Source organism: Cupriavidus yeoncheonensis (assembly GCF_905397275.1).
Taxonomy (GTDB): domain Bacteria; phylum Pseudomonadota; class Gammaproteobacteria; order Burkholderiales; family Burkholderiaceae; genus Cupriavidus; species Cupriavidus yeoncheonensis.
On the sequence record NZ_CAJPUY010000002.1, the window covers coordinates 20,950 to 34,255 of the forward strand.

Genomic DNA, 13,306 nt, shown 5'->3' on the forward strand with positions numbered 1-13,306 from the left:
GACACAGCCGCCATGCAGGTCATCCAAGCTACCGAACTGGCCCAGTGGCTGGCCGACGCCAGCCGCGCCAGGCCGGTCCTGCTCGATGTGCGTGAGCCGTGGGAGGTGCAGACCTGCGCCATGCCCGGCATCACCCACATCCCCATGCGCGACATTCCGGCACGCGCCGCCGAACTCGACGAGGACGCGGACATCGTCTGCATCTGCCACCACGGCATGCGCAGCATGCAGGTAGCCGCGTATCTCGAACGCCAAGGCTATGCCAGGGTCTACAACCTCACCGGCGGCGTCGACGCCTGGGCGAGCCAAGTGGATCCGGCCATGCCGAAGTACTGAGAGGCCGGCTCTGGCTTGCCGGCCGGCCCGCGAAGTCAAACCCGAAGAAGAAACGACCGTTGGCCGCGCCTGTGCCGGCAACCTGGAGATGTGATGACGTTTGCGCCTTTCGCCGCGACCGGCAGGATGCGGCTGGCTGTAGCGCTGTCCTTGTATGCGCTGCTGCAAATGCCGGCGGCCTCGGCTGCCGACCTGCTGCAGGTCTACCGCGATGCCCAGTCCAATGACGCCCAGTTCGCCAGTGCGCGCTCCCAGTTGCTGGCCACGCGCGAGAAGCTGCCGCAGGGCCGGGCCGGCCTGCTGCCGCTGGTCACCGGCACGGCCGGCGCCAACCGTACCCGGCTGGACCAGACCGCTTCAGTCGCGCAGGGCCTGGTCAGCGCCTCGGGCGTGCGCTTCTTCGACAACAACAGCTGGGCCCTGCAACTGAGCCAGCCGCTGTTCCGCTGGGACCGCTGGGAAACCTACAAGCAGGGCGAGCTGGCCGCCATGGCTGGCGAAGTCACGTTCCAGCAGGCGCAGCTCGACCTGATCACCCGGTCCTCGCAGGCTTATTTCGACGTGCTCACGGCCCAGGACAACCTCTACCTGGCCGGCGCGCAGAAGAAGGCCATCGGCGAGCAGCTCGCGCAGGCCAAGCGCAATTTCGAGGTGGGCACCGCCACCATCACCGACGCCAACGACGCCCAGGCCCGCTACGACCTGGCCACGTCGACCGAAATCGCCGCACAGAGCGCGCTGGAAGTTGCCCGCGCCAACCTGCAGCAGATCACCGGCAAGCCCGTGGACGAGCTGCTCGGGCTGCGACCCGAGGCCGAGTTGCCCGCTCCGATGCCGGCCGACTCCAACGCCTGGGCGGCCCAGGCCGAGGCCAGCAACCTGCAGGTGGGCCTGGCCAACTACAACCTGGAAACCGCCCAGCGCGAAACCAACAAAGCACGCGCCGCGCACCTGCCGTCAGTGGACCTGGTGGCCTCTTACGGTTTCACCAACCAGACCGGCAGCGCCACGCAGACAGTGTCCACGCACTACACCGCCTCGCAGATCGGTGTACAGCTGAGCATGCCGATCTTCGCGGGTGGCCAGATCCAGTCGCGCGTGCGTGAAACCATAGCGCTGGCCGACAAGGCCGCCAGCGACCTGGAGTTCGCACGCCGCACTGCCGCGCAGGGCGCGCGCCAGAGCTATTCGGGAGTCTCCAATGGCCTGGCGCAGGTCAAGGCGCTGGAAGCGGCGGAGCGTTCAGCGCAGAGCGCCGTGGAATCGAACCAGCTTGGATACGAAGTGGGCGTGCGCATCAACATCGATGTGCTGAATGCCGAGGCGCAGCTCTTCCAGACACGCGCCAACCTGGCCAAGGCCCGCTATGACACGATCATGAACGGCCTGCGGCTGAAGGCCTCGACGGGCGCGCTGAAGGAAGACGATATCGTTCAGATCAACACGCTGCTGACGTCGGCGCCGGGGGCCATGTACCAGTTGCCGCAGAAGGCCAAAGTAGGCGCGGTGGCATCGCCCGCGCCCACGGCGGCCAGTCGCCGCGGGGGCCGGCGTGAAGCGCTGGCAAGCGGGACGCCCCGCTCCTGACGGACACGATGGACAGCACAGAACGGGCCGCAATGCGGCCCGTTCTGTGCGCCGGCCCTAGTTCGCGCGCGTGCGCGACTCCACGCTGAGCAATTGCCAGCGGATCGAAGCGGCATCCGCAGGCGGGTTGGGCACCTTGTACTCGCGCACACGCAGCTTGTACGACACACCCTGCTCGAAGTCCAGTCCCTCGATCGGCCCGTACCAGAGCTGCCACGGCGCATCCGGCGACTCGCGCCAGCGGTAGCAGGTCATGCGGCCCACGCCGCTGCATTCCACGCGCTGGGAATCGATATAGACGATCTTTTCAACGCTGCCCGCGGCATCGATGCGCGCGCCGCGCTGGCCGACGCCCTCACGCTCGACGAACTGCAGCAGGTCCTCGCTGGCGGTCTTCCAGATGATCTGGCGGCCCGTGGAACCTGACGTCGGCTGCGAGCCAACCGTCAGGAACGGGGTCTGCATGGCCTGGAGCAAAGCCGACTCCAGCTCCATGCGCGGCGGCGGGCAGGCCATGCGCGTACCGGCGACGCGGTCGAAGCGGATGCCGGTATCGGTCTTGCCGTAGCTGCCGGTGAAACGGTTGCATCCGCTCGTGCCGCTGACCGTGCCCTGGGCGGCGTCGATGCCGGCGCTGAACTCGAAGATGATGGGCTGGCCGTTGTCGCCATGCGGGATATCGCGCAGCCTGCCGTCGGGCTGTTGCCAGCGCACCAGTTCCCAGCGGCTGGGGCCGGAGGATTGGGTCTGGTTGAGGGCGGTGGTGGCGCCGGTGGAGTCAGGCGCCGCCCCGGTCGCGCACGCGCCCAGGGCGCCTGCCAGTATGGCCGCGGCTGCCCCGCGCCGGGCAATCCGGCGGCAGGTATCACGGGTCAATGTCTGCATGGGTCTTGGCTCCTGTCATGAGGCGAGCCAGGCAGTCCACTGACTGGCGCGCCAGGTTAATGCCCCTTAGAGCCCGGGCCTTGCCGCGAATTCCCGTTCCGCTCAGGCACCCAGCGCGGGTGCCAGCGCCGCCAGCGTCCGCACCGTTGCCCCACGGTGCACACCCGCGAACGTGCGTGCATGCGCGCGCATCTCTGCCAGCGCGGTGGCATCCGCGAGCAAGCGGGCCGCGGCCTGCATCAACTCTTCGGCATTCGCCACGCGCCGGCATGCACCGGCCGCGATGGCGTCTTCCGTCGCCTGCGCGAAGTTGAAGGTATGCGGGCCGACCAGCACCGGCGTGCCCACGGCGCAGGACTCGATCAGGTTTTGTCCGCCCAGCGGCAGCAGGCTGCCGCCCACGAAGGCCAGGTCCGAAGCGGCGAAGTACATGGCCATCTCGCCCATCGAATCGCCGAGCACGATGTCCGCGGTGATCGGTGCGGCCAGTTTGTCGACATCCATCGCACTGCGGCGCTGGACCGAGAAGCCCGCGCGTTCCGCCATGGCCGCGACTTCGTCAAAGCGTTGCGGATGGCGCGGCACCAGCAGCAAGGCCGGCCTTGGCGTGTCGCCGCAAAGCTGAGGCCAGCGCGAGAGCGCATCCAGCAGAAACGGTTCCTCACCTTCCCGCGTGCTCGCCGCCGCCAGCACGGCACGGCCGCCAAACGCCTGGCGCAGGCGATGGCCGCGCTCGATACCGGCCGGTGCCGGCTGCATGTCGAACTTGAGGTTGCCGGTGATCTGGACCGCTTCGAGGCCCAGGGCCTGGAAACGCTCGGCATCGCCGCTGGTCTGCGCCAGGACGCCGGCAAAGTCCGCATACATCGCCGACGCGGCGCGGCCGAAACGCGCCGTACGGCGGAAGCTGCGCGGCGACAGGCGTGCATTGACGAGGAACAGCGGCACGCCGGCCCGGCGCGCGCCATGCACAACGTTGGGCCAGACCTCGGTTTCCATCAGCATGCCCGCGGCCGGCCGGAAATACCGCAGGAACCGGCGCACGAGCCACGGCAAGTCATAAGGCAGGTAGCACTGGAGCACGCGCGGCTCCTTGCCGAACAATTGCGCGCCGGTCTGCCGGCCGGTCGGCGTCATATGCGTGAGCAGCAGCCGGTGCGTCGGATAGGCCGCCAGCAATGCCTCGACGAGCGGCTGGGCCGCGCGCGTCTCGCCTACGGAAACCGCATGCACCCACAACCATGGGCCTTGCGCGGGCAGGTGCCCGTAGGCCCCGAGACGTTCGCCGATGTTGCGCACATAGCCCGGCTCCTTGCGCCCGCGCCAGACCAGCCGCAACAACGCCAGCGGCAGGATGACGACCCATAGCAAGCTGTAGAGGACGCGCAACATCAGGCCCCTGCCCCGCGTACGCGGCAGGCCGCCTGCCAGACTTCATCGACCGTGGGCACAACCCCGTCATCGCCCACGTTGGCGATCCGGTCGGACCAGTACCCCTCGGTCTTCCAGCGCCAGGTGGCGGTATAGATTTCCACGGTCGGACGGCACAGCGCCGCGGCAATATGGACCAGCCCGGTGTCCACGCCAATGACCACCTCGGCGCGATTGATCAGCCCGAAGCCCTGCATCACGGAGAAGCGCGGCAGAACCTGCGCACCAGGCACACCGGCTGCGATCTCCTGGGCCGCGCGGCGCTCTGCCTCGTTGCCCCAGGGCAGCAGCATGGCCAGGCCATCGGCCCGCAGCCGTTGACCGAGCGCGTGCCAGTTGGCCAACTGCCATTTCTTCTTGGCGCCGGCGGTGGCATGGAAGCACGCCGCATAGCGCGCCGGCAACTGCGCCCAGAGCGGGTCATCGACGTGGAGCGATCGCGCCGACTCGCCGAAGAACCTCGGCGGCTCGGCCGGCGCCATGCCGGTCAGTGCGGCGCCAAGCAGGCGCGAGCGGCGCACCGAATGCGCCTGGCGCGGAACGCGGACAGGGGCGGTGTACAGCAGGCGCGCGGCAGGCTCGTAGCCGGAACCTTGCGTGCGGTTGCCAAGACCGACGATCGGCGCACTGGCAGCCCGCGCTGCCACACGAGCAACCACGGCGGTTTTCAGAAGCCCTTGGCTTTCGACCACGGCGTCGTAGCGCTGCGCGCGCAGCGCATCGCGGACCTCGCCGATCTCATGCCAGATGGCCGGTTGCCAGAAGCGCTTGCGCCAGCGCCGCAGCGCAAACGGGATCACGCGCGCAACGTCGGGCAGCAGGCGCACGAGGTCGACATAGCCCTCTTCCACCACCCAGTCGATCTGCGCGCCAGGCCAGCGCGCGCGCAGATCATGGATCAGCGGCATGTTGTGGACGACATCGCCGAGAGACGAGACCTTGACCACCAGGATGCGCGGATTGGCCGGCAACGCGAACGGCACCGCCTGCGTCACGGCGTGCGGTACCGCCGGAGCGGCCATCGCCTCGCGCATCTGCTCAGAACGGGAGCTTGGCATCAGGCTTTTCGGCCAGGATCACACGCTTGAATTCAGCCTGGATGCGGGCCAGCGCCGCGTCGTTGTCGGCCTCGAACCGCATCACCACAACGGGGGTGGTGTTGGACGGACGTGCCAGGCCAAACCCGTCGGGATACTCCACGCGCACGCCGTCGATGGTGATCACCTCGCGCGCGCCGTCGAACTTGGCGTTGGCCTTGATCTTGTCGAGCAGCGTGAACGGCTCGCCTTCCGCGCACTTGAGCTGCAGCTCCGGCGTGTTGTTGGCGTTGGGCAGCGCGTTCAGCACGGCGCTCGGGTCGGGATGGCGCGACAGGATCTCAAGCAGGCGCGCGCCGGTGTACAGGCCATCATCAAAACCGTACCAGCGGTCCTTGAAGAACACGTGGCCGCTCATCTCGCCGGCGATCGGTGCGCCGGTTTCCTTCAGCTTGGCCTTGACCAGCGAGTGGCCGGTCTTCCACATCAGCGGCTCGCCGCCGTGCTGGCGGATCCACGGGGCCAGCTTGCCGGTGCACTTGATGTCGTAGATGATCTGCGCGCCCGGGTTGCGGCCAAGGATCTCCTCGGCGAACAGCATCAGCTGGCGGTCCGGGAAAATCACCTGACCGTCCTTGGTCACCACTCCCAGGCGGTCGCCGTCACCGTCGAAAGCCAGACCCAGTTCGCAATCAGTTTCCCGCAGAGACTTCATCAGGTCCTGCAGGTTTTCCACGTGGGCGGGATCGGGGTGGTGGTTGGGGAAATTGCCATCCACGTCGCAGAAAAGCTCGGTCACCTCGCAGCCCAGGCCGCGGAACAGGTCGCCCACGAAGGCGCCCGCCACGCCGTTGCCAGCGTCAAGAGCGATCTTCATCGGGCGAGCCAGTTTCACGTCGCTGGTGATGCGGTCGAGGTACTGCTGACGCACATCATATTGGCGGTAATCGCCTGCGCCGCTGGTGAAGTTGCCGGACTCGATACGCTGGCGCAGGGCCTGGATCTGGTCGCCATAGATCGCCTTGCCGGCCAGGACCATCTTGAAGCCGTTGTAGTCCGGGGGGTTGTGGCTGCCGGTGACCATGATGCCGGAAGTGGCTTTTACGCCATCCAACTCGATATTCGTACCGAAGTAGACCATCGGCGTGGCGACCATGCCGAGGTCAATCACGTCCATGCCGGCAGCGCGCAGGCCGTCGACCAAGCCGCCGATCAGGTCCGGGCCAGAGAGCCGGCCGTCGCGGCCGACCACCACGGCCTTCTCGCCGGCTTCGGCCGCCGCGGAACCGAATGACAGGCCGATCAGGCGGGCCACGCCGCGGGTCAGCGACTTTCCGACGATGCCGCGGATGTCATAGGCTTTGAAGATGGAAGGATCGATTACCATACTTAGTTCCGTATTGGCGGCCTTATTCGCCGCAATTGATAGTCAACTCAGTCGCTATTGTGCCGGATTTATGTTCCAGAACTGAGGGACAGGCGGTTTATAATGCGCCCCCATCCCCTTCTAATGGCCGTATGCCCGTTGCCAAGGCTAATCCCGCCTGCGTACCCGGTTGGGCCTGCAGAACCGACGAAAATCTCAACCGCGCACAGCGCCTTGAACCGACAAGCCCCGACTGTTCTGTATGCAGCGCCCCCTAGAACCGGCTGGTCATACATTGGCGCGGCTCCCGCGTCATAAAATGAAGCTGCCAACGCGAACGTCATCTGAAACCATCCGCCGCCGCAGCCGCATGCTCGCATGGACCGGGCTTGGCCTGCTGTTCTACGGGTTGGCTGCCTTGGCAGGGCATGAGGCGCGGCGACACGGACTGGTAACGCAGGTTTTCCTGAATACCATTGGCATGTCGGTGATCCCCTATGCCGTCGCTTACCGCTTGCTGGACCGCACCATGCATATGCCCCCGCTTGAGGGGAACAATATGGTGGCGCCTGCAACGCTCCTACCCTTCGCCCTGCTGCTTGCCGTCTGCGCGACATTTCGCATCGACTATTCACGCGGGGCAATGCTCGTATGCATGCTGATCACATTGTTGTGGCTCTGGAGTGGCTACAAGCGGTTTGTCAGTCAATACGTTCCCACCTTTGGCTATAGCGACCCACAGTCGCTCGCGCACCTCAATACACTGCTAGACATGCCAGGTGCGGCGCAAAGCTCACACGCAGAATTTCGCCATATAGTCACTTTGCCCGAAGCCGTCAACTGCGATGGGCTCATGATGGACCGTAGCGCAACCGTTGACCCGGAACGTACCCGTGCGCTTGCCCGGTTCAAGCTTAGCCACGTTCACGTTTATTCGGTGGAGCGGATCGCCGAACTCCTTACCGGACGCCTGGCTCTGTCGAACATAGATGAGAACTTCCTGGATGACCATGCCCAGAACTTCATCTATGCCCCGCTCAAGCGAATAAGCGATATCGCGGCAGTCCTGATACTGGCACCGATTGCCATTCCCGTGGGACTAATCGTCGCAGCCGCCATCCGTTTGGAGTCCAGCGGACCGGCGATCTTCCGCCAGGAACGGGTAGGCCTTTATGGCAAGGTGTTCACCATGTTCAAGTTCCGAAGCATGGCGGATGTACCCGATGTTGAAGCCCAGTTTGCCGCGCACCGGGATCCTCGTATTACGCGGGTTGGACGCTTTATCCGCAAGTACCGACTCGACGAAATCCCGCAACTCTGGAACGTATTCGTTGGACAGATGAGCCTGATTGGCCCCCGCCCGGAACAGGCATCGCTGGTGGACTCCTTCTCGGAAACGATCCCATACTATCCGTACCGCCATCTCGTGCGCCCCGGATTATCAGGTTGGGCCCAGGTCCAGCAAGGGTACGCTGCCAGCCACGAAGAGACGATCACCAAGCTCAGCTATGACCTTTACTACGTCAAGCACTGCTCGATGGCGCTGGATTTGCTGATTGCTTCCAAGACCATACGTACCCTCCTCACGGGTTACGGGGCACGTTGATGCGATCCGGCTCACCTGGCTGCCGCCTCACAACCTGATGCGTATTCTGTTGCTGACCACCGGGCTCAAGCTTGGCGGGGCAGAGCGCCAGGTCGCAGATCTGGCCAGCCAGTTCACCGCACTCGGGCATAACGTAGCCGTGGTAAGTCTTACCCTCGCGCAAGAGATTGAGCTACCACCTGGCGTAACGCTGTTCCGTGTCGACCTGCGCAAGGCTCCACTGCAATTCCTTTTCACGTTGCGCGCTGTACGAAAATGGGTCGAAGACTGGTGTCCGGATATTGTTCACGCGCATATGTTTCACGCCAATATCTTTGCGCGACTGATGCGCGCCCAGCGATCCACGGGCAATCGCATTCCGGTGGTTTGTACGGCGCACAGCCTGCGTGAGGGTGGCTGGCTTCGTATGCTTGCGTATCGACTGACGGACCGATGGTGCGCGCTGACCACGCATGTCAGCGCAGAAGGCCGGCAGTACATGCTGGACGTCCACGCGACGACTGCAGACCGCATCCGTGTCATGCCAAATGGAATCGACACGGATCGCTTTCGGCCTGATCCCAATGCCCGCATACAAACGCGACGAGCGCTCGGCTTGGGCCCGGACAGTAGAATCCTGTTGAACGTCGGGCGGCTCGTCCCGGAAAAAGCGCAACAACACCTGATCGAGGCATTTGCTGTGTTGCGCCGTGACCCGCAGGTCGCCGCCAACACGCATCTGCTGATAGCCGGCGATGGCCCCCTCAGGGAAGCACTGTCCAGCCATGCCGCCGCGCTGGGCCTGTCTCATGTGGTCAGGCTGCTCGGCCCCTGCTCCAACGTGCCCGAACTCATGAACGCCAGCGATGTCTTCGTGCTCTCTTCCGTGCTGGAAGGGCTGCCTCTTGTCGTTGCCGAGGCATTGGCTTGCGAGACTGCCGTCGTTGCGACCGACGTATCAGGCATACGATCCCTGCTCGCAGCGTCTGGCACCATCGTAGCGCCAGCCAATATTGGCGAACTCGCCACAGCGATGCGTATGGCCCTGCGCGAGCGCCAGGATGTCGCGTCGGGACGGGCACACGTCGTAGCCACCTACGGCCTGCCCCACGTCGCAATGCAATGGATTCAGTTTTATCAAGATCTGTCTGGCGCTGGGGGCCGCAGCCCAGGCGATGTGTCCTGCCAGGGGGCTGGGCATGCGTAGACAGATCGCGCGCAACGTGGTCTGGCTGCTTGGTGAGCGCGCCCTTCAGGTCACGATCGGTATCGTTACTGTTGCATTGATCGCGCGTGGCGTAGGCCCGGAAGGTTTCGCCCACTTCCAGTACGCGCAGTCCCTTGTCCTCATTGCCTCATCCATCGGGCTCATTTGTGGCAGCGAGGTGGTTGTGCCGCGCCTGGTCGCCAGCTCGTCACCCGCCGCGCAATACCATCTTCTGGCGCATGTGTTCGGACTACGGGCAGTAGCCGCCATGGCAGGCTACCTGCTGCTCCTCCTGGCAATCGTGCTCACCGGTCAGGATGCCATCACAGTGCACATCGCCGCGATCCTCGGGCTGTCCATCTTGCTGCGTGAGCCGTTCGGCGTAGTCAATGCCTGGATGCAGGCCCATACGGATAATCGCGCGGGTGTTACCTTCAGCTTGCTGGCGTTGATGCTGAAAGGAGCGTTGATTAGCTCCCTCTACCTTTTACAAACGCACGCCGTTCAAGAATATGCGTGGGCCTTTGTGTTCGAATCCGCCCTGCTGGCTGCCCTGCTGGCCCGCCACTACCTGCAACGCCGTCCGCGCCTGCCGGCATCGGCGGACCGGGCGCTAGTTGCCAGTCTGGTACGAAGTGGCTCGGTATTCTGGATCGGCATGATGCTCATGTTCAGTGCAAGACGCATCGATCAACTCTTGCTTAAACCTCGTGTGCCGTTGCCGGACCTTGGGGCGTACGCCGCCTGCATGCAAGTCCTGGACAACTTTGCGCTACTTGCCACGATTATTGCCAGTTCCGTCGCGCCACTTGCGATTTATGCGCAACCGACGCTGGCCACGGCACGTCGCAACGTGGCGCGAGTCGCGGGCGGCATGGCAGCAATAGGCGCAACTGGTGGCGCAATCATTGCCGTCAGCGCGCCGTGGATTGTGCATCTCCTCTATGGCGGCCGCTTCGATGCCACGGTGACTCTGCTTCGGCAGGGCGCCCTTGCAAGCGGCCTGCTCTTCGCTGATGTAGGCCTATCCCTGTTTGCCATCCACCTGCGCAAGCCAGGCTGGCTGGCCGCCAAATGCCTGCTCGTGCTGGTTGTCACAGCGGCTGTCGACCTGGCCACCATTCCGCGCTTTGGCGCACAGGGTGCCGTCTTCGGGTATATCACTGGCAACGCGCTGGCAGTAGCGGCAGGCCTTGGCTTACTGCTACTGTACCGCGGCGAGCCCGCCGCTTCGCCGCGAACCGCATGAACCCGCGTCCGACAATCTGCTTCCTGACCGGCACACTGGATGCACTTGCTGGCGCCGAGCGGGTTACCGCAGTCATTGCCAACGGACTCGCACGCCGTGGCTGGCAAGTGCGAATACTCTGTCTCTGGAGCCAGAACACCCAGTACACCCTCGATTCCTCCATCCGACTTGATGCCCTCCACTCCAAACGGCCGTCGTTCAAGTCAAGGTATATCGAGACGGTGCTTGGGATCCGGCGTTATGTGGCCGACCATCAAATTGATATCCTGATCAGTGTGGACACCATGCTGACTCTCTTCACGCTACCCGCCTGTTTCCGTTTGCCAGTGCGGCAGATCGCATGGGAACACTGCAATTTTGACCAGGACTTGGGACGGCGCAGCCGGCGCCTTGCACGACGGCTGGCGGCGCGATTTTTCGAGCGAGTGGTGGTACTGACTGCGCGAGACCGTGCACGCTGGCATGCGTGCCTGAATCCCGCAAATCCAGTCGAAGTCATCTCCAATCCCCTCCCCTTCAAGCCACCTGAGTCAAGCCCGATGCCTCACTCAAGAACCGTGCTGGCGGTAGGCCGCCTGACCGAGGCAAAAGGTTTTGACGTCTTGTTGCGCGCCTGGAAACAGGTGGCAATGGCCTACCCCGGCTGGAAGCTGCGCATTGTGGGTGAAGGGGAATGCCGGGCTGAGTTGGAACGGCTTCGTGATCAGCTCGAACTGAGCGATTCGGTGACACTGCCTGGCGCAACCAGCCAAATTACGAACGAGTACAGCGATGCGGATATCTTCTGCCTGAGTTCACGTTTTGAAGGCTTTGGCATGGTCCTGATCGAGGCCATGGCCTTTGGCCTGCCAGTTGTATCGACAGATTGTGAAACCGGGCCACGCGAGATTCTGCAAGACGGCAAAAATGCACTGCTTGCTCCAGTGAACGACAGTGAGGCATTGGCCGGGCGAATTATGCAACTTGTTGCTGATGATGCCCTGCGTCAGCAAATTGCGCGGGGCGGAGCCGCCACGGTGCGTCGCTATATGCCAGACCTGGTCCTCGAAAGCTGGGAGCGACTGTTACTAGCTCCTAACGCCTGAGATATGCCGGAATTGGTTCGGATGCGCCATTGAAAGTGAAGCAACGGCAACGCCAGCGTATTCATGGGGTTCTGCTAAAATCCGCCCGGCCCAGCGTAATCCCTGATGAGGCGCGCAGGCAGGGATGCAGAACTACGCGACTGACTGTTCATGCAGTGGATTGACCGTCAAAATAGACTGCGAAGGATGCGAAATAGTACTTACGAACGCCCAGCCCCGATTATGCTGGGCGGCCAGGAAGCAACGGCTGCGCGGTCGGACGAACGGCGACTGGACGGCACTCATGTTGCATTCGTAGCGAACTCGTGCTGGTCCATCCAACAGTACCGTAGCGGCGTTATACGCGCTTTGCTTGCCCGTGGCGCCAAGGTCAGCATTATTGCTCCGCCGGACCGCGCCTCCGATTCGCTCCAAGCGCTAGGCTGCGAATTTCACCCCCTGACCCTGTCCGCAAAGAGCGCCAATCCCCTGGCTGACTGGAAGTGCTTCAGCCAATTGGCGCGGCTGTACAGGCAGCAAAGGCCCGATTGCATATTCCAGTACACAATCAAGCCCAATATCTATGGTTCGCTGGCAGCCCGACTAGCCGGCATTCCCTGTATTGCAGTAACCACTGGGCTTGGCTTCGTCTTCATCAATGACAATCTCGTGGCCCGTATCGGGCGGGCGCTCTACCGAGTCGCCCTGCGCTCGACCCGCCAGGTGTGGTTCCTCAACGAGGACGACCGGCGCGAATTCCTGATACGTAACCTTGTCAGGGAACAACAGACCTTTGTACTCCCCAGCGAGGGGATCGATCTTGACTACTACGCCCCAGGTCAGCGACCGCCCAACGAAGACGGCACCTTTCGATTTCTCTTGATTGCGCGAATGCTATGGGACAAAGGCGTTGGCGAATACGTCGAAGCAGCACGCCGCATCCGCGCTGACCATCCCCATGTCCGGTTCCAATTGTTGGGGCCCGCCGACGTCGCGAATCCCAGCGCGATTTCACGCGCACAGCTCCTAGCCTGGCAGAACGAAGGGCTCATTGAATACCTTGGCACCGCACCGGATGTCAGAGGCGCCATTGCCCAAGCAGATTGCGTCGTCTTGCCGTCCTACCGCGAAGGCGTGCCGCGCACGCTGCTCGAAGCAGCTTCGATGGAGAAGCCAATAGTGGCCACAGACGTACCCGGATGCCGTGATGTGGTGCGTGATGGTGTAACTGGTAGGCTTTGTCGGGCGCGCAACTCTGATGAGCTGACGGCAACTCTGCTGGAGCTGTGCAATAGCGACGATGAAACGCTGCGGGAGATGGGCAAGGCCGGGCGGCAGGATGTTGCAGCCCGGTTCGGCGAAGCTCAGATTGTTGATATCTACCTTCAGACAATTAACCAGTTCATGCTTCTCAAGGCCTACTGGCCTGGTCGCTAGAACTCTTGGACCCTTTCCCCGTCCTTGCCCGAGCGGGATAAAACTTGCCACGCGCTTCTGGAGCGATCTTCATTCGGTCCGTCCCCTCCCATAGCCGCGGACGGCGCAGTCCGCGCCTGAAA

The 13,306-nt window shown here is 63.6% G+C and carries 11 protein-coding genes; 7 read left to right on the forward strand and 4 right to left on the reverse strand.

The window, feature by feature from the left end; translation table 11 throughout:
* The first annotated feature begins 12 nt into the window (after positions 1 to 12).
* Together KHO22_RS02395 and KHO22_RS02400 are read left to right on the forward strand one after the other, a co-directional pair.
* Positions 13 to 336, forward strand: a complete 324-nt coding sequence (locus KHO22_RS02395) for a rhodanese-like domain-containing protein (protein WP_211945508.1) — start codon at positions 13 to 15, stop codon at positions 334 to 336.
* A gap of 93 nt (positions 337 to 429) precedes the next feature.
* Positions 430 to 1,923: a TolC family outer membrane protein gene (locus tag KHO22_RS02400; protein ID WP_211945509.1), complete on the forward strand. Its 1,494-nt coding sequence runs from the start codon at positions 430 to 432 to the stop codon at positions 1,921 to 1,923.
* A gap of 57 nt (positions 1,924 to 1,980) precedes the next feature.
* Here KHO22_RS02400 and KHO22_RS02405 read toward each other — a convergent pair whose 3' ends face one another.
* The 4 genes from KHO22_RS02405 to KHO22_RS02420 all read right to left on the reverse strand — a co-directional run bounded on the left by KHO22_RS02405 (position 1,981) and on the right by KHO22_RS02420 (position 6,663).
* Positions 1,981 to 2,808: an META and DUF4377 domain-containing protein gene (locus KHO22_RS02405; RefSeq protein ID WP_211945510.1), complete on the reverse strand. Its 828-nt coding sequence runs from the start codon at positions 2,806 to 2,808 to the stop codon at positions 1,981 to 1,983.
* A 102-nt stretch (positions 2,809 to 2,910) separates the two neighbouring features.
* Positions 2,911 to 4,200, reverse strand: a complete 1,290-nt coding sequence (gene waaA / locus KHO22_RS02410) for a lipid IV(A) 3-deoxy-D-manno-octulosonic acid transferase (protein WP_211945511.1) — start codon at positions 4,198 to 4,200, stop codon at positions 2,911 to 2,913.
* Positions 4,200 to 5,297: a lipopolysaccharide heptosyltransferase I gene (waaC, locus tag KHO22_RS02415; protein WP_420839571.1), complete on the reverse strand. Its 1,098-nt coding sequence runs from the start codon at positions 5,295 to 5,297 to the stop codon at positions 4,200 to 4,202. The genes waaA and waaC overlap by 1 nt, the downstream gene beginning before the upstream one ends.
* A complete protein-coding gene (locus KHO22_RS02420; protein ID WP_211945512.1) occupies positions 5,278 to 6,663 on the reverse strand; it encodes a phosphomannomutase/phosphoglucomutase in 1,386 nt (461 codons plus the stop codon). The genes waaC and KHO22_RS02420 overlap by 20 nt, the downstream gene beginning before the upstream one ends.
* Before the next feature lie 298 nt (positions 6,664 to 6,961).
* Here KHO22_RS02420 and KHO22_RS02425 point away from each other — a divergent pair, with 298 nt between their 5' ends.
* The 5 genes from KHO22_RS02425 (at position 6,962) to KHO22_RS02445 (ending at position 13,184) form a co-directional block, all read left to right on the forward strand.
* Positions 6,962 to 8,248 (forward strand): exopolysaccharide biosynthesis polyprenyl glycosylphosphotransferase, encoded by a 1,287-nt coding sequence (locus KHO22_RS02425; protein ID WP_211945513.1) that lies wholly within the window; start codon positions 6,962 to 6,964, stop codon positions 8,246 to 8,248.
* A 37-nt stretch (positions 8,249 to 8,285) separates the two neighbouring features.
* On the forward strand, positions 8,286 to 9,434 hold the full coding sequence (locus tag KHO22_RS02430; RefSeq protein WP_211945514.1) for a glycosyltransferase: 1,149 nt from the start codon (positions 8,286 to 8,288) through the stop codon (positions 9,432 to 9,434).
* Positions 9,427 to 10,683 carry a lipopolysaccharide biosynthesis protein gene (locus KHO22_RS02435; protein WP_211945515.1) on the forward strand — a complete coding sequence of 419 codons (1,257 nt, stop codon included), beginning with the start codon at positions 9,427 to 9,429 and terminating at the stop codon, positions 10,681 to 10,683. The genes KHO22_RS02430 and KHO22_RS02435 overlap by 8 nt, the downstream gene beginning before the upstream one ends.
* Positions 10,680 to 11,768, forward strand: coding sequence for a glycosyltransferase family 4 protein (locus tag KHO22_RS02440; RefSeq protein WP_211945516.1), 1,089 nt, complete (start codon positions 10,680 to 10,682; stop codon positions 11,766 to 11,768). The genes KHO22_RS02435 and KHO22_RS02440 overlap by 4 nt, the downstream gene beginning before the upstream one ends.
* A 222-nt stretch (positions 11,769 to 11,990) precedes the next feature.
* Entirely contained in the window at positions 11,991 to 13,184 is a 1,194-nt protein-coding gene (locus tag KHO22_RS02445; RefSeq protein ID WP_211945517.1) for a glycosyltransferase family 4 protein, read from the forward strand.
* The last annotated feature ends 122 nt before the right edge of the window (positions 13,185 to 13,306 follow it).